At 64.4% G+C, this 16,434-nt stretch carries 11 protein-coding genes and 4 pseudogenes; 2 read left to right on the forward strand and 13 right to left on the reverse strand.

All coding sequences use genetic code 11. The features are described 5' to 3' along the window. From tnpC (VFY73_RS11760) to tnpA (VFY73_RS11770), 3 genes are all read right to left on the reverse strand, one after another. A partial coding sequence (gene tnpC, locus VFY73_RS11760) for an IS66 family transposase (RefSeq protein WP_329718871.1) occupies window positions 1-1,459 on the reverse strand: 1,459 nt, incomplete at its 3' end. Window positions 1,460-1,504: 45 nt separating this feature from the next. After that, on the reverse strand, window positions 1,505-1,843 hold the full coding sequence (gene tnpB / locus VFY73_RS11765; RefSeq protein WP_329718873.1) for an IS66 family insertion sequence element accessory protein TnpB: 339 nt from the start codon (window positions 1,841-1,843) through the stop codon (window positions 1,505-1,507). Then, window positions 1,840-2,211: an IS66-like element accessory protein TnpA gene (tnpA, locus tag VFY73_RS11770; RefSeq protein WP_329718875.1), complete on the reverse strand. Its 372-nt coding sequence runs from the start codon at window positions 2,209-2,211 to the stop codon at window positions 1,840-1,842. Before tnpA (VFY73_RS11770) ends, tnpB (VFY73_RS11765) begins: the two co-directional genes overlap by 4 nt. 107 nt (window positions 2,212-2,318) lie before the next feature. On the opposite strand from tnpA (VFY73_RS11770), the gene tnpB (VFY73_RS11775) reads away from it, so the two are divergent. Next, the gene (gene tnpB / locus VFY73_RS11775; protein ID WP_329718877.1) at window positions 2,319-2,621 is read left to right on the forward strand and encodes an IS66 family insertion sequence element accessory protein TnpB; all 303 of its coding nucleotides are present in this window, start codon (window positions 2,319-2,321) and stop codon (window positions 2,619-2,621) included. A gap of 105 nt (window positions 2,622-2,726) precedes the next feature. Continuing rightward, a pseudogene (tnpC, locus tag VFY73_RS11780) lies at window positions 2,727-4,323 on the forward strand (IS66 family transposase). A 123-nt stretch (window positions 4,324-4,446) separates the two neighbouring features. Here the strand turns inward: tnpC (VFY73_RS11780) and VFY73_RS11785 are convergent. From VFY73_RS11785 to VFY73_RS11830, 10 genes and pseudogenes are all read right to left on the reverse strand, one after another. Then, complete coding sequence (locus VFY73_RS11785; RefSeq protein ID WP_329718879.1) at window positions 4,447-4,959, reverse strand: hypothetical protein; 513 nt, start codon at window positions 4,957-4,959, stop codon at window positions 4,447-4,449. Next, window positions 4,956-5,943, reverse strand: a pseudogene (gene tnpC, locus VFY73_RS11790) (IS66 family transposase); the annotation flags it as partial. The pseudogene tnpC (VFY73_RS11790) and the gene VFY73_RS11785, both read right to left, overlap by 4 nt. 70 nt (window positions 5,944-6,013) lie before the next feature. Then, window positions 6,014-7,270, reverse strand: coding sequence for a group II intron reverse transcriptase/maturase (ltrA, locus tag VFY73_RS11795; RefSeq protein ID WP_349257111.1), 1,257 nt, complete (start codon window positions 7,268-7,270; stop codon window positions 6,014-6,016). A 542-nt stretch (window positions 7,271-7,812) separates the two neighbouring features. Next, window positions 7,813-7,989: pseudogene (locus VFY73_RS11800) on the reverse strand (IS66 family transposase zinc-finger binding domain-containing protein); the annotation flags it as partial. 26 nt (window positions 7,990-8,015) lie between these two features. Then, window positions 8,016-8,318 (reverse strand): annotated as a pseudogene (tnpB, locus tag VFY73_RS11805) (IS66 family insertion sequence element accessory protein TnpB); the annotation flags it as partial. Continuing rightward, window positions 8,315-8,689 (reverse strand): IS66-like element accessory protein TnpA, encoded by a 375-nt coding sequence (tnpA, locus tag VFY73_RS11810; protein WP_329718883.1) that lies wholly within the window; start codon window positions 8,687-8,689, stop codon window positions 8,315-8,317. The gene tnpA (VFY73_RS11810) and the pseudogene tnpB (VFY73_RS11805), both read right to left, overlap by 4 nt. Before the next feature lie 262 nt (window positions 8,690-8,951). Next, window positions 8,952-11,735, reverse strand: a complete 2,784-nt coding sequence (locus tag VFY73_RS11815; RefSeq protein WP_329718885.1) for a TonB-dependent receptor — start codon at window positions 11,733-11,735, stop codon at window positions 8,952-8,954. A gap of 340 nt (window positions 11,736-12,075) precedes the next feature. After that, window positions 12,076-13,932, reverse strand: coding sequence for a dipeptide ABC transporter ATP-binding protein (locus VFY73_RS11820; RefSeq protein ID WP_329718887.1), 1,857 nt, complete (start codon window positions 13,930-13,932; stop codon window positions 12,076-12,078). A 14-nt stretch (window positions 13,933-13,946) separates the two neighbouring features. After that, window positions 13,947-15,398, reverse strand: a complete 1,452-nt coding sequence (locus tag VFY73_RS11825) for an ABC transporter permease (protein WP_329718889.1) — start codon at window positions 15,396-15,398, stop codon at window positions 13,947-13,949. Between the two features lie 37 nt (window positions 15,399-15,435). Beyond that, on the reverse strand, window positions 15,436-16,419 hold the full coding sequence (locus VFY73_RS11830; protein ID WP_329718891.1) for an ABC transporter permease: 984 nt from the start codon (window positions 16,417-16,419) through the stop codon (window positions 15,436-15,438). Window positions 16,420-16,434 lie beyond the last annotated feature (15 nt).

Consider the following 16,434-nt stretch of genomic DNA (forward strand, 5'->3'; position numbering starts at 1 on the left):
CGATGGCGACCGCACCGTCATCCAGGTGCCGCGTCAGCGCGGCCCAATGGTTGAGCGTGTAGTCGATGGCGCCCGCGGTGGCGCCGCCGTCGACAACAAGTCGGCGCTCCATCTCGAGCCACTGCTTGAGCTGGTCCCATAGTGGCTTGGCAAGCTGCTGTCGAAGCGCTTGCCGCTCGTCATCGCACAGTCCCTTGAGCTCGGACTCCACTGCGTAGATCCGCGCCCAGCGCTGGATCGCCTCCAGTGCCAGCGGGTTCTTGCCCTCACGCGCCAACTCATCGAACTTGCGCCGAGCATGCGCGGCACATCCCGCATCGACGCGGTCTGGATGGACACGAGGATCGACCACCGTGTCGTAGGCGCTGTAGCGGTCTGTCAGCAGTGTCCCGCTCCATCGTCGCTCACCGAGCCTCTCGTCGCCACCGAGGAAGGCCACTGGGTACTGCGCGCCGCGTCCGAGGCAGAAGTCGTAGACCACGCCCGGGATGGGATCGTGCAGGCTCCTGGCGTATGCCCAGATGTAGGCGCGACGCGTCTTGCCGGCGCCCGGATCGAGCAGAGCAACCGGCGTCTCGTCGGCGTGCAGGACTCGGCAGCTCAGTACGAAGCGCTTGTGCACCTCGAACACCGGCTCCAGCCTCGCGCCGGCCTGGCCGGCGATCGACGCCAGTGTCGAGCGCGGGGTGTGCACACGGCTTCGTGCGTTGATCGTCTCCTGCCGGTAGTACGGCACGTGGTCGACGAAGCGGCTGATCAGGGTGTGCGCCACCAGCCCGCTGGCCGCGATACCGCCATCGATTACCTCCGGCACTGCCGGCTCTTGCTTGAGCGTCTGGCAGCAGCGGCAAGCCCACTTGCCGTAGATGTGGCGATGGACAAAGAACTCGGCCGGCACGATGTCCAGCCGCTCGCTAACGTCTTCGCCAATGCGCGTCATGGGACGGCCGCACCCGGCCTGCGGGCAGTTGGTGTCTTCTGGCTCGTGCCGGTGCTCGACGCGCCGCAGATGGTCCGGCAGCGGCTGACGACGCGGGCGCCGCGGCGGCGGGTTGGGCTTGCTCGAGGCATCGGCCGCAGCCGCTTCCTGGCGCAGCTTGTCCAGTTGCTCGCGCAGGCTCGCTTCGTCTTCGGCGAGCGTTTCCTCGAACAGGCGCCGCTGGTCGGCATTCATCGCCTCGGACTTCGCGCCGTACCTCCAGCGCTTCAGCCGTGCCAGCTCGAAGGTGATCTTCTCGATCTTCGCCTCGCGCAGCGCGAGTTCGCGGTCCTTGCGCTGCAGCAGCGCCTGGCGCTGGGCGAGTTCCTGGTCACGTTCGGCGAGTTGTTGCTGCTGCAGCTTGACGCGCTGCTGTAGCTGCGCGATCAATGCGACGGCTTCAGGGGGCAGTCCCTGCAGATCCTGTGCCGTCAGATCACGCGTGCCGAGCATGCGCGGCATCGTGCCAGAACTCGCCAAGCGCCTCATCGTCGAATGCGCTGTCAACGCACCCGACGGTCCGGCTCACGCCCTGGTGATCACGCTCATCTCGGGCAGGCGCTGCCACGGCAGGCCCAGCACCAAGGCGTCGAACTGTGCACGCGTGAGCGACAGCGATGCTTGCGTGGCCGTCGAAGGCACCCAGGCAAAGCGGCCTGCGTTGAGCCTGCGTGCCGCACACCAGATGCCGAAGCCGTCATGCACGAGCAGCTTGATGCGTGTGCCTCGGGCGTTCGCGAAGAGATAGCCATGGTGCGCCTGCGCGGCGCCGAAGACCCGGACCACGCGCGCCAGCAGCCGGTCGGCGCCGGCGCGCATGTCAATGGGGTCGACAGCCAGCCACATCGCATCGATTCGAATCATCGAAGCAGCTCGCGCATCCACGCCGCGCACTCGGGCGCGGCGTCCACGGGCCAATCGACGGTGATCGACGTCGCGCCACGGCGCAACTCCACCCGTAGCACCGCCGGGGTGTCGGCGGCCGGCACCGTCACCGGGATGAAAGGCGATGCCAGCGGCGCAGTCAGCGCGACCTTCTGCGGCGCGGCTGCAGTCGTCGTCGGCTTGAGCGGCGGTGCAGCCTCTGCGTCGCGTACCCAACGACGCAGCAGATTGGCATTGATGCCGTGGGCCAACGCGATGGCGGCCATCGACACGCCGGGCTGCGAGCATGCAGCTACGGCATCGGCCTTGAACTCGTCGCTGTGGGTACGCCGTCTGCGGCGGCTCACCGGAGGTTGGTCGAGGATAGCGTTCACGTGTCCACCAGTAGTCTTAGTGGACACGAGGCTCCTATGCCGCTATCGGACGATCAAGATGGGGTGGCTGGACGCTCACGGTGGACTTCCGGCTGAGCATCAACGGCCTGGCCGCGCTGGTGCAGCAGGCGCTCGGTCTGGACCCGTTCGCCGCGTGCGTGTACGTGTTCAGCAATCGCCGGCGCAACCGGGTCAAGATCCTCGGCTGGGATCGCAACGGCTTCTGGCTGCTGCTCAAGCGGCTGGAGGAAGACCGCTTTGTCTGGCCGAGCGAGGTGTCAGTGCCGACGTTGACCGTCGAGCAATTGCACTGGCTGCTCGAGGGCATCGACATTGGCGTGGTGCAGCGGCACCCGAAGCGGATCTACGAGCGCGTGGCGTAGAAAACGTCCCCACTGGATGGGTTGGTTGCCGGGTGTGGGCCCTGTTACCCACCGATGCGAAGATGACGCCCCACCGAGCCGCTGCGCTGACGAGAATGCGCAGCGATGGTTCATATGCCCACGCCCGAAGAGTTCGCCGCTTTGCAGCAAGCGCAGGCCGATGCGTTGCAGCAGAAGGACTCGTTGGCCGGTGAACTGCGCGTTGTGCGCGCTGAGCGAGACCTGCTGCAAGAGCGGTTGAACCAATTCAAGCGTCAGCTGTTCTCGGCCAGCAGCGAAGCCAGCAGCCAGAACCAGAAGGATCTGTTCTTCAACGAGGCCGAGTTCGAAGGTGCCCACGCCGCGCCGGCGGTCGAAGAGACCGACGACGACAAGGTCGACGTGCCCGCGCACAAGCGCAACAAGCGTGGTCGCAAGCCGCTGGATCCGGCCCTGCCGCGCGAGGTCGTGCGGCACGAACTGCCCGAAGGTGAGCGCGTGTGCCCGCACGACGGCGCCGCACTGCGCGAGATTGGAGTGCAGGCCAGCGAGCAGCTGGACATCGTGCCGCAGCAGGTGCGCGTGATCCGTCATGAGCGGGTGAAGTACGCCTGTCCCTGCTGCGACGGCACGATCCGTCTGGCGCCCCGGCCGGCACAGGTCATCCCCAAGGGGCTGTTCACCGAGAGCGCGCTGGCCTGGATCGCCACATCCAAGTACCTCGACGGGTTGCCGCTGTATCGGCAGGCGGCGCTGTTGGGGCGCTTCGGCGGCACCGACATCTCGCGCAACACACTGGCCGCCAGCATCGTACGAGTGGGTCAGGCCAGCCAGCCGGTGGTCAACCTGCTGCGCGACGAATTGCTGGACTCGCCGCTGGTCTTCGGTGACGAGACCGAGATGCAGGTGCTCAAGGAGCCCGGACGCAGTGCTCAGACCAAGAGCTACATCTGGGCGCAGATGACCGATGGCTCAGGCAAGGACGGCCGGGGGCCACCGATCAGACTGTTCGCCTACTCGCCCAGCCGCTCGACGAAGACCGCGCTGGAGCTGTACGCCGGCATCGGCCAGGGCACGGTATTGATGACCGATGGCTACGAGGTCTATGACGCTATCGCCGAGAAGCACCAGCTCGTGCACCTGGGTTGTTGGACCCATTGCAGGAGGTACTTCATCGAAGCGCTGCAGGCGCTGCCCAAGGCGCAGCGCGGGCCTGAGCAGCTGCCCGCCCGCTTCATCGAGCTGATCGGTAAGCTCTACCACATCGAGGCCCAGGCCCGGCGCGACGAAGTCGACGTCCACGAACTCGGGCGGCGGCGCCAGAGGCTCAGCGTCCCCGTGCTCGCGGCAATCGAGGCATTGCTCCTGGCCAACCGGCACGCTGTGCTGCCCAAGAGCCTGCTGGGCCAGGCGTTGCACTACCTGGCTGCGCAGTGGCCCAAGCTCAAGCGCTACGTCGAGGACGGCCGCTTCAGCATCGACAACAACGGCCAGGAGAACGCGATCCGTCCCTTCTGCGTCGGACGTCGCAACTGGTTGTTCGCCGATACGGTCGCCGGCGCCAACGCCAGTGCGAACCTGTACTCGCTGCTGCAGACCTGCCAGGTCAACGGCATCGATGGCTACCGCTATCTGCACATTGCTGATCGCGCTGCCCAAGGCCACCACCGCCGACGACTACGCCGCGCTGCTGCCCTGGCGGATCAACTTGACGGTCGCCTGAACACGCCTCTCAGCTCGCCGCCGTCACCACATCACCGCGGCTCGTACAACCGTGTAGTTAGTTGACCGCTTACGATCCCTCGTAAACGTCATGCCACCACCCTCTTGACGAGGGCGACGGCGCTCAGATGTCCACGACGTGCCGCAGCAGATGGAAGCCCACGCGCCATGTGGTCTGGTCGCCGGGATCAATAGTGGCGGTGCGCTGGTTGATGCGCACGATGGTGCCCACTACGGTGTTGAGGTACTTGTCCTCGAAGGCAACCTTCTCTCCGCAGCGGAAGTCGTTGCGGCTGGGTCGCGGCGGGGCCGGCGGCTCCGGGTCGGCGGCCGGCTTGGCAGTCGGCGCCGGTGGCTCGATGGCCGCATAGGGCACTGACCACGAACTGCTCGTGCCGTGCTCGTGGATCGTCGCCTGCGTGTCCTTCATCGCCAGCACCTTGCCTGTGCGCATGTGCCCGTTGCGCCAGTCCATGAAGCGCACGGTCTGTCCCAGGTGCAGGTCCTTGCGGATCTGCACGATGCGCCTGGGGTCGGCCAGCATGCGTTCGATGATGCTGTTGAGCTGGAACAGCTCCAGGCTGTTGGCGTGGCCGAGCACCTCCAGCAGCCGCGGGTCGATGCCGGGCGTGCTCATGCAGCCATCCTCTGCGGCTGCTGCTGCCTGCCGATGTTCCACGGTAGCAATTCGTCGATACGGTTGATCGGATGCTCGGCGATGCGCTCGAGCACTTCGCGCAGATAAGCCTGCGGATCCAGTCCGTTGAGCTTGGCCGTCTCCACCAGGCTGCACATGCTGGCGGCGCGGTGCCCGCCCTCGTCCGAGCCCATGAACAGGTAGTTGCCCCTGCCCAGCGCGATGCCGCGGATGGCGCGCTCGGCGGCCGAGTTGTCGATCTCGATGCGTCCGTCGTCGACGTAGCGGGTCAACGCTGCCCAGCGCGCCAGGCTGTAGCGAGCGGCCTTGGCCAACTCCGACTTCGTGGAGACCTTGGTCAGCACGGCGTGCAGCCAGTCGTGGAACTGCTGCAGCAGCGGGCCGGCGCGGGCCCGTCGCTGTTCGCGTCGCACGTCCGGCGGCTGGCCTCGGGTGTCGGCCTCGATGGCGTACAGCGCCTGGATCCTTCGCAGCGCCTGGGCTGCCAAGCCTTGTTCGTCCCGATGCTGGTCGTACAGATCCCTCCCACCAAGGCCTGCGCGCATGGGCCCAGCACGCCGCCTCGGTCACGCCACTGCTGTACAGGGCGCCCCAGCCGCCATAGGCGTCGGCCTGCAGGATGCCGCTGAAGCCGCTCAGGTGAGCCCTGGGATGCTCGCCCTTACGGTCGGGGCTGTAGCGATACCAGGCTGCCGGGGGCTGCGTGCCGGCGGCGGGCCGATCGTCGCGCACGTACTCCCACAGCCGCCCGGTGCGCGTATTGCCGTTGCCCGGTGCGAGCACCACCTTCACCGGCGTGTCGTCGGCGTGCAGCTTGGTGCCTTGAACGACGTAGCGGCCAAGGGCCGCCACCAGCGGCGCCAGCAGCGCGTGCACCTGTGCGACCCAGCCGGCCATCGTGGCGCGGTCGATGTCCACGCCCTCGCGTGCGTAGATGCGGCTCTGGCGGTACAGAGGAAGGTGAGTGGCGCGGGGGAATCTCACCCCCGCGCTCTCCCAGAACCGGACGTGAACCTCTCGGCTCATCCGGCTCCTATCGTTCAGTCGCATGGATCGCCTCTTGCCAATGTGGGAACAGCCTCGGCGCGCGCCGGCGCAACTGCTTGAGCCAGGCCCACGCACGCGTGACGTGCCCTCGCAACTTCTTGTACTTGCGCTGTGCCCATTGCACCAGATGGGTATCCAGCGTCTTCAGGGCGTTCTGCAAGGTCGATGGATGGAAGAGTCCGTAGTAGCGCACCCACCCCACGAGCACCGGCCGAATCCGCGCAAGCAGTTCGCCCAGGTCGTAGCGGCTGAGCCGCTGCAGGCCCCAGCCACGAATCTCGTGGCGCATGGCCTTGCCCGCCTTGTCACCGACAGCCGGCGAGAAGCTGGTGAACAGCCGCCCTCGCCGATTCATCGCCTTGCGGGGCTTGAAGGTATAGCCCAGGAAGTCGAACCGTCGGACGTCGTGCCCACCGCGCCGATTGGCGTCGGCGCAGTACACGACACGGGTCTTCTCGGGATGCAACTCCAGCCGACAGGCGGCCAGGCGCTCTTGAAGCTCCGTCCGCAAGGACTCGGCTTCGCCCTGGCTGTCGCAGTGGCAGATGATGTCATCCGCGTAGCGCTCGAACGGCACCTTGGGGTGGTGCCGCACCATCCATTGATCGAAGGCGTAGTGCAGGAACAGGTTGGCCAGCAAGGGGCTGATGACACCCCCTTGCGGCGTTCCCTTGTCCCTGGTCATCAGCATGCCGTCGGGCATCAACACGTCCGCCTTGAGCCAGCGCTCGATGTAGAGCACCGCCCATCGGCAGTCCGTGTGTCGGCGCACCGCCCTCATCAGGAGGTCGTGATCGATGTTGTCGAAGAACCCCTTGATGTCGAGATCGAGCACCCAGTCGTGGCGCCAGCACTGGGTTCGCGCAACACGCAGGGCATCGTGTGCCGAGCGCCTTGGCCGGTAGCCATACGAGTTTGCATGGAACACCGGCTCCAACAACGGCTCAAGCCGCCGCTGGACAACCATCTGTGCAATTCGGTCTGCCACCGTTGGAATGCCCAACGGCCGTGTCTTGCCGTCGCCCTTCGGTATGTCGACGCGCTTGACCGGCGGCGGGAAGTAGCTGCCCGAGGCCATGCGATTCCAGATCCGGTACAGGTTCTTGCTCAGATCCTGCTCGAACATGGCGATCGTGACACCGTCGCCACCAGCCGCACCGCGGTTGGCCTTGACGCGCTTGTACGCCTCCCACACTTCGCGCTTGGCGATATCGAACGACTTTGCTTCAGCCACGCGCGTCATCCCCTTGCGGGTTGTGCACGCGGCGAAGCCGAACGACGACGCCCCTTCGGTCCAGCTCCATTACAGAGCCTTCAGCCCTACTACGAGCGTCTCCGTCCCTGTGCCCCGCATCGGTACTCTCGCCCTTGCGGAGGCTGTCCGCTTGAGCTTCTCCCTTGGCATCGGGACGACAGGTTCCCACGTTCCTCACTGAAGCCTGAACCAGAGTCACGCCGCCTTCATGCCGGGCGCCGGTCAAGCAGTCGGCAGGCTTCCCTCGACCTTCATCCCGGGCTAACCACTCTGGCCCGGTTTCGACGCCATCTGAATACGTTTCGGCACCACAACAGCGGTTCACTTGCGTTCGTCTCTCTGGTTCTCACCTGACGCGGTCACTGCCACGCCTTTTGCCTCAACGCTCACCACCACGGCTCTTTACCGCAGCAGCTTGAGGTGGTTTGGAGCCCGCTCCTGCAAGCCGACTCCGAGGGGCCCGCCCTCATCTTCAATGAAGCACCACGAGCGCCTCCTAACTACGGAGGTGCACGTGTTCGTGGCACACTATGGTCGCAATACTTCGAGACCATGACGTGCGCGAGCAGCCCCGGTCCGGCAATGCCGCGTGCGATCGGACGGCTCGGGGCGGCCGCCTGGAAGATCGCTTCACAGGCCACGCAGGCGAGCTTCGGACGCACATGACGGATGACCTTGAAGTGCGCCGGTACGTACTCGAGCTGCTCCGGTGTGTGCGCATTGGCATGCGCCAGTCGATGCCTTCGAGCAGCATCGACAGCTGCGCCGGCGTGAGCAGCACGCTGCCGGTGTCGGCCTGCGGCCAGACGAAGCGTCCGCGCTCCAAACGCTTGGCCAACAGCATCAGGCCCTGGCCATCGAACCACAGCACCTTCAGGATGTCGCCGCGGCGGCCGCGGAAGACGAACACGTGGCCGCAGAAGGGGTTGGCCTGCAGGGCGGCCTGCACCATCGCAGCCAGCCCGTCGAAGCCCTTGCGCATGTCGGTGTGACCAGCCACCAGCCAGACTCGCGTGCCAGAGGGCAGGCCGATCATGCGAGCGCCCGCAGGGCCTGCAGCACGCAGCGCAGCGCGGCTTCGTCGGGAACCCCGCGCAGGCGTACTCGGGCGCCATTGAGCTCGACTTCGATCGCGCCACCGGCAGTGGCGCGGCCCTGGCTGGCGACCGCTGGCGCTTGCGTGCTCTGGATCTCCACCGGCAGCAGCACCGCCTGCGCAGCAGGCGCCGTCGCCTTCATCGCCTTCAAGTGCGCGCGGCGCCAGGTGAACAACAGGTTGGCGTTGATGCCGGCTTCCAGCGCGATGGCGGCGACCGACGCGCATGGCACAAGGCTGCGCGCGACGAGCTCGCGCTTGAGATTGGGGCTGTGTTCGCGACGACGGCGGCGAGGGGCTTCGATGGTCATGATGTGCATTAGCGAGGCTTGATGCACACCGTCGTAAGGCATGCACGATCGCGCGATCGTGCTCAGGCGCCGCCTCGGCTACAAGAGGGCCGTCAGGCGCCGCTTACGATCCCTCGATCGGCCCGGGCGGTGTTCAGCCGAATCTGTCTGGCATTCGCCAAGCGCCGCACAACGAGAAAGCGGCATCCCAAGATGCCTTGAGATGCCGCCGTTCGGCCATTGAGCGCGCCGAGGCGCGTCGCAGGAGATTTACTAGTTCAAGTTAGAACTTGTAGGAACCGCTCACATAGAACGTGCGGCCCATGGCACTTGCATAGCGAGGATCGTAGCCCAGTTGGTGCGAACCGACATTACGCAGGGACAGCGGAGGGTCGTTGTCCAGCAGGTTCTTGACACCGGCGGTCAGGGCCAGGCCCTTCATGGCATTCCAGGTGGTCTGCCAATCCCAGGTCGTGTAGGCACGAACATCGAGTTGGGTGTCGATGCAATCAACGCCGTCGTCCACTGCACAGTTGTCGACATCGTGGTGGATGTCCTTGTACCCGTCACGATAGTTCATCGTCAGCGTGTGCGACCAATCACCATGTCCCAGGCCTGCCGAAGCATGAACGACGTTGCGGAAGCTCACGGCGCTGTTGACGCCCCACTTGTTCATGCTATCGGTCCACTGATCATCGGTACCGGGCAGCGTGTAGCGCGACTTGACAAGGTGCGTGCCACCGATTTCGGCCGTCAAGCGGCCGAAATCAGTTTTGTCACGCCACTTGAAGTTCCAGTCGATACCCTCATTCTCGACCTTGCCGATGTTGAAGGGCACCAGCTTGATGGCGACGTAGTCGCGGCCGTTGGAAGCCTTGTGCTTGATCGTGTACAGATCCAGGTACGTCTCGGGATTGTTGAGAATCTGGTCTTCGCTAACCGAGCTGATGGCGTCCTTGACGTTGACCGTCCAGTAGTCGATGCTGATGGCGGTGGTCGCCGACGGCTCCACCACGAAACCCAGGGTCCATTGGGTGGACTTCTCAGGCTTCAGTTCGGCGTTGCCGCCCTGGAAGACTTCCTTCTGCAGGTCGTCGCAGATCACACCGGCCGCGATGTAACCCAGCGGGTCGTAGCTTTGGCTAAACGGGCAAGCGTAGGTACCGCCAGTCACGCCGAAGTCCACGAGGTCGCCAGCAATTTCTTGCATGGTGCCTGTGCGGAAACCGGTGCCGTATGAGCCGCGAACCAACATTGTCTTCGTCGGCTTGTACTTGCCGTTCAGCTTGTAGGTCGTGGCAGATTCCGTGCTACCGCGGGTGGTTTTCGAGATGCCGTCCTCCACGCCGCTGATCTGGTCGTAGCGCAAGCTGGCCCCGAACTCGAGTTCCTTGGTGACCGGGAAGATCGCTTCAACGAACGCGCCGGTGTTCTGACGCTTCCAGTCGTATTCCGCCTGGGGATCGTCGAACAGAATCTCACCATTGGCGACTTCGTCGTTCGCCGTTTGCTTGAAGCTGGTTTCGCGCCAGTCGGCACCCAACGACAGATACGCGCTGCCCCCCCCCAGCTTGAACAGCTCGCGCTGCGCACGCGCATCCACACCCATCATCTTGATGTCGATAGTGTTGTACACGCCGGTCCACTGGGTGGACTTCAGCGCCTCCAACTGGTCAGCCGGCATGGTGCCCAGAATGTAGGGGAACGGATCGAACTCCTGCGCGTCGATCGCTGCCTGGAACCGGTCGGCTAGCGGGAAACCACCCACATAGTTCTGCAGTTGCTCTTGGGCCGAATAGGTCAGCGCGGAGTTGAAGTCCCAAGAACCCAGGGCACCTTCGACACCGGCCACCACGTGGGTCGCGTTGGTCTCGTAGTCATAGGCACGGTTGCCCATGTCATACAACCGATACTTCACGTTGATGTCGCCGTCGAGGTTATTGGCGATGTCGTCCGAGATGTAGGGGCGGATGTACGTCGCGTAGTACGGGTGGTCCGGGGACAGCGAAAACTCGGCCGGGTACGGTGCGATACGGGCCAGGATGTGCGCGTTGGTGTACGAAACGTCGGAAAAGAGGTTGAAGCCGGAGTTGCCCAGCTTCAGCTTGCCCGAGGCGAAGAAGCCCGTGCGCTCTTGCTCCGGTGAAATTTCGACAGTGGACGTGTAGTCGAAAATGCACTGGTCGCCACCGACAACGTGATCCTTCGGGCAGTCGCCATTCTGCATCAGGTACGGGTTGAACGAGTACTGCTCGTTGGTGGGCTCCCCGGTGTCGGGGTCGACGCCGAAGTAGAAGACGTCGACGTTGGGCGGAACGGACCGCGACGAACCGTTGAAGAACGTCAGGTTCCGGCCATGCTGGTCGGTGAAATTGATGATACCGGTCTTGGCGAAGTCGCGATCGGCAGCCTTCAGCTGCTTCTGGCGATCGTAGCTGAGCGAGGCGAAGATCGAGAAGCCGTCCGCGTCGAGGTCGCCGAAACCCTTGCTGATCGACAGGTTGTAGCCATCGCCACCAGTCTGCTCGGGCTGGCTGTAGCGCGCGCTGATCTCGAACGGAGCAGCACCCTGCTTCAGGATGAAGTTGACCACGCCGGCAATGGCGTCGGCGCCATAGAGGGCCGAGGCGCCATCGGTCAGGACTTCGATGCGCTCGATCGCGGCCAGCGGGATCGAGTTCAGGTCGATCGTGGTACCGGAAGTGGCCGGAGCCACGCGACGGCCATTCAGCAGAACCAGTGTGTACTGCTCGCCGAGGTCGTGGATCGATGCGGTCGTGATACCACCGCCGCCACCGCCAACCGAATCGGCCGCAACCGTGAAACCTTGCATCACGGGCAGCTGCTGGATGAAGTCAGTGACCGTCGTCACACCGCTCTTCTTGATGTCTTCCTGCGAGAAGGTTTGAACGGGCAGCGCCCCTTCGGCTTCAACACGCTTGATGGAAGAGCCAGTGACTTCGACACGCTGAACCTCTTGGGCGAAAGCGAGGTTTGCGCTGGTCGCCAGCAGGCCACCACCGAAGGCGAGCAGCAGGCTCGTACAGAGCCTTGTTTTCTGGAACATACGTACCACTCCTGAGTAAGGGAAGGTTGATCGATAGACCCTGTCACGAAGCAAGTCACATGCCGGTCTTGTGAAGCCAGGATGTACCCACGTCGAAAACATGTGAACGGATTGTCACTGACCCATCTTGGAGGGCTGCTAGCGGGAAACCCTCTACAACGGTTTTTGCGGCGGTGGTTGTTGTGTTTACGCAGCACATTCCACCGCCCTGAATGACTTGTCTAGTCAATCGACACAGGCTTGGTCGAGCCCCAGAATGGCACGGCCCGGTCGCCGAAGCGCCAGGCCGTACTGCTTCATCGAGAGGGGCGGAGGGAACTAGCGTTAACCCTCATCAAGGTCAGGCATTGGTGGTTGCCAGCCTTGGCACCGAGGCAATGAGCTTCTTCGTGTAGGCGTCGCGAGGACGGCTGATCACCTCGTCGCAGGTGCCCTGTTCCACGATGCGACCGGCGCGCATCACGGCCACTTCATCGGCGATGTATTCGACCACGCCGATGTTATGCGTGATGAAGAGGTAGGACACCCCGAGCTCGCGCTGCAGATCACGCAGCAGGTTCAGGATTTGCGCCTGCACCGACACATCCAGCGCAGACGTGGGCTCGTCACAGACAATGAGCTTGGGCTGCACGGCCAAGGCGCGGGCAATCGCAATCCGCTGGCGCTGACCACCCGAAAACTCGTGCGGATAGCGGTCCAGCGCATCCCGGCGCAGGCCGACCTGGTCGGCCAAGCGTTGCAGGCACTCGCGACGTGCGTCGGCGTTCATGTCCGGCTGCAGCGACAGCAGGCCTTCCTCGAGGATGTCGAACACGCGCATCCGCGGGTTCAGCGAGGCGAACGGGTCCTGGAAGATGATCTGAATGTCGCGTCGCGCCTTCTGCAGCGGCTCGCCTTGCAGATCAAACAGGTTTTGCCCCTCGAGCAGCGCCTGACCTTCGAAGGTTGCCTGATGGCGCAGCAACTGGACGATGGCTTTGCCGGTCGTCGTCTTGCCGCAGCCCGATTCGCCAACCAGCGCCAGGGTCTGGCCCGCCTGGACCTTGAACGAGATGCCGTCGACGGCATCGAAGTAACCGTGCACGCGCTGCAGCAGACCCTTGCGGATCGGGAAACGAACACGCAATCGATCGACCTGCAGCAGGGGCTGGGCGGCACCAGCCGTTGCTGCCTTGGCCGCCTGGATCGGTGCCGCGGCAGGCACGATATTGATGATGGCCTCGGTGGCCTGGGCATCGTGACCTGGCGCATAACGAAGGCAGCGCACGGAACGCGAACCAGGGAGGCTGTACAGCTCCGGCAAAGTCGTCTTGCAAGCCGGCTCGGCGCAATAGCAGCGCGGCTCGAAGCGGCAGCCCTCGAACTGCGTGGTCAGCGGCGGCACGGTGCCGGGGATGGCCGCGAGCGATTGACCGCGACGTGTCGAATCCGGCAGCGCACGCAGCAGGGCCTTCGCATAGGGGTGTTTCGGCGCAGAGAAGAACTCCTCCGCCGTGGCCACCTCGATGATCTGCCCGGCGTACATCAACGCCACGCGGTGCGCCATGCCCGACACCACCGCCAGGTCGTGGGTGATCAGCAGCAATCCCAGGCCGTGCTCGGCCTGCAGTTGCTTCAGCAGATCCAGCACCTGGGCCTGGATGGTCACGTCGAGCGCCGTGGTGGGCTCATCGGCAATGATGTAGTCCGGCTCACCAGCCAGCGTCATCGCGATCATCACCCGCTGCTTCTGGCCACCGCTCATGCGGAAGGGGTAGTCGTCGATGCGACGCTCGGGTTCGGGGATGCCGACCTTGCGCAGCCAATCCAGGGCCTTTGCTCGGGCTGCTTCGCCACGCAGCGGTGTGTGGGCCTCGATCGCTTCGACGATCTGGTCTCCGATCTTCATGACCGGATTCAGGCTGGTCGATGGCTCCTGGAAGATCATGCCGATGCGACCGCCGCGCACCGCGCGCATCCGAGACTCGGGCAGCGCGAGTACGTCTTCCTGGTCGACCAACACGTCGCCCGACGCGATGTAGCCGTTCTCGGGCAACAGGCGCATCAGCGCCAGCGCCGTCATGCTCTTGCCGCAGCCTGATTCGCCGACCAGCGCAAAGGTTTCCCCGCGCTGCAGCGTCAGCCGCATGCCGTCGATGGCGCGCACCAAACCGTGCTCAGCGTCCAGTTCGACCTTGATGTTCTTGATTTCCAGCATGGCCTATTCGTCCCTCAAGCCGGCTTCTTTTGATGGGTGATCGGGCGCGGGCGGAACACGCGGGCACGCGGGTCGAACGCATCGCGCACGCCGTCGGCAAACAGGTTGGCCGACAGCACCAGCGTCACCATGAAGATGAAGGCCGACGCGAAGGGCCACCACACCACCGGGTCGCGGCTCATCTCGTTGCGAGCGAAGTTGATCATGCCGCCGAAGCTGTTCATCGACGGATCGACCCCAACACCGACGTACGACAGCACGGCCTCGTAGAGGATCAGCGCCGAGAAATCGAGCACCGTGACGATCAGGATCAGGTGCACCACGTTCGGGAAGATATGCCGCATCATGATGCGAGCCTGGCCCACGCCGAAGGCATTGGCTGCCTGCACGAACTCCAGCTCACGCAGCTTCAGCGTCTCACCGCGCAGCAGGCGACACAGGCTGGCCCAGCCGGTCAGCCCCAGCACCGCACACAGCAGGAAGAGCTTCAGGTCGGCTCGTTCAACGCCGGTCTCGAACAGCTCCGGATGCTTGTCCAGGAAGACCTGCACCATCAGCACGCAGGCAGCGATCAGCAGGATGTTCGGAATCGATGACAGCACCGTGTAGAGATACTGGATCAGCTCATCGACCCAGCCCTTCAGGTAGCCGCCCATGATGCCAAGCACCACCGCCAACGGCAACGTTGCGAGGGTCGCGAGCGTACCGATAACGAATGCGGTGCGGATGCTCTTGAGCGTCTGGTACATCACGTCGTTGCCGGTGATGTCCGTGCCGAACACGTGGTAATGGCCCATCAGCGAGACCAGCACGCCAATCGGCAGGCCCAATCCGAACAGGGTGCGACAGGCGACGATCCATGGCACCGGCGTCTCGCGGCGGCGCATCTTGCCAAAGGCAACGCCCCACCCCTCCCCGCGGCTGCGCGCCACGACGGCGATCAGCAACGCGCTCAGCAGCGCCGCAACCAGCGCACCGCCCAGCAGGCCGATCACGACCCGCTTCGTGATGTCGCCGGCCCATTGCGTCTCGGGATCGGTCAGGTGCGCACCACCGAACTTCAGCCGCGGCGCAACGCGCTCGACCTTGCCGTTCACATCGGCCGACTCCTTGGTGAACCCGACATAAGCCAGGGGCCGCGAATAGGTCGATTCACGCGACTGCACCACCTGGCGCAACCCGGCATCCAGCATGGACTGCACCCGGGTGTCGTACACGGCGGCGCTGCCCGCCGGGGCACCTGCCGCCGCGGGCAGCACCGAGCGGAAGTGCACGCTGTCGGCGAGCGTGAGCAGCAGGCAGGCCAACAGGACCAGGGACGAGGCCAGGGCCGGCCCATTGCGGAAGACCTTGCTCCAGTTGGCGGCGAGATTCGGCTTGCGCACCACCGTCCAAGCGTAGGCCACCATGGCAACGATCAGCAGCCAGACGGCCACGTCGGTCCACAACATCACAAACTTCGGCATCACCGAGACTCCAGTGTTCTATCGTTTCAGCCAGCGATCAGGCCAGGCGCACCCGGGGGTCGACCCAGGAATAGGCGATGTCGATCAGGATGTAGGTCGCGATGTAGAGCAAGGAGCCCACGAACACCATCGTGCGGACGATCGCGAAGTCCTGCTTGCCGATCGCCTCGATGACGTACGCACCGAGGCCCGGGATGCCGAAGAAGCTTTCGAACACCAGGCTGCCCATGAACACGTAGGGCAGATAACCGCCCATGCTGGTGATGATGGGGATCATCGCGTTGCGCAACACATGCCGGAACAGGACGACGTACTCGCTCAGGCCTTTGGCACGCGCCGTGCGCACGTAGTCCTTGCCGATTTCCTCCAGGAACATTGCACGGTACAGGCGAGCCTCGGTACCCAGACGCGCCAAGGCGGACAGCATGACCGGCAGTATGAGGAAGCGGACCAGGTCCAGGCCCTGCGCATAGCCCGAGATCGGCACCAGCTTGAACACGCGCGAGAACAGGTACTGCCCGACGATGATGTAGAACAGGCTCGAGATCGACAGCATCAGCACACACAAGACCACGCCCCATAAGTCGAGCTTGGTGTGTCTGAACATCACGAGCAGCAAGGCGAAGCCCGTGCTTGCGATCACCTGCAACAGGAAGATGGGCAACGCGAGCTGCACGCTGACCCACATGCGCGTGGCCACCTCGTGCCCAAGGTCGCCGCCGGCCTCGGCGTCGGCGCGGCCGAAGTTCAGCGTGAACAGCGAGACCGAACGTTCCCAGAAGATCGTCTCGGTCAGCTTGTCGCTGCCCTCCTGCTTGTCGTTCCAGTACAGCGGCTTGTCATAGCCGCGTTCGGTCTTCCACTTCTCGATCAGCTCCTGCGTGACGCGCTTGCCGCCGATGTTCAAACGCGCCATGTCGTCCGGCGTGTTGACGGTGAAGAACAGGAAGAAGGTCGCCAGGTTGACGCCCAGCAGGATCAGCACGCCGTAGAGCAAACGACGCAAGGTGTAGGAAAGCATGTTCTAGGGCTGGGG

This window comes from Ideonella sp. (genome assembly GCF_036277275.1).
GTDB lineage: Bacteria > Pseudomonadota > Gammaproteobacteria > Burkholderiales > Burkholderiaceae_C > Ideonella.

Excerpts from the sequence above, each read along its gene's own strand:
- VFY73_RS11830 (WP_329718891.1), bottom strand. The coding sequence starts at position 16,419 with ATGCTTTCCTACACCTTGCGTCGTTTGCTCTACGGCGTGCTGATCCTG.
- ltrA (WP_349257111.1), bottom strand. The coding sequence starts at position 7,270 with ATGACGCGCGTGGCTGAAGCAAAGTCGTTCGATATCGCCAAGCGCGAA.
- VFY73_RS11815 (WP_329718885.1), bottom strand. The coding sequence starts at position 11,735 with ATGTTCCAGAAAACAAGGCTCTGTACGAGCCTGCTGCTCGCCTTCGGT.
- VFY73_RS11785 (WP_329718879.1), bottom strand. The coding sequence starts at position 4,959 with ATGAGCACGCCCGGCATCGACCCGCGGCTGCTGGAGGTGCTCGGCCAC.
- tnpB (WP_329718873.1), bottom strand. The coding sequence starts at position 1,843 with ATGATTCGAATCGATGCGATGTGGCTGGCTGTCGACCCCATTGACATG.
- tnpA (WP_329718883.1), bottom strand. The coding sequence starts at position 8,689 with ATGACCATCGAAGCCCCTCGCCGCCGTCGTCGCGAACACAGCCCCAAT.
- VFY73_RS11820 (WP_329718887.1), bottom strand. The coding sequence starts at position 13,932 with ATGCTGGAAATCAAGAACATCAAGGTCGAACTGGACGCTGAGCACGGT.
- VFY73_RS11825 (WP_329718889.1), bottom strand. The coding sequence starts at position 15,398 with ATGCCGAAGTTTGTGATGTTGTGGACCGACGTGGCCGTCTGGCTGCTG.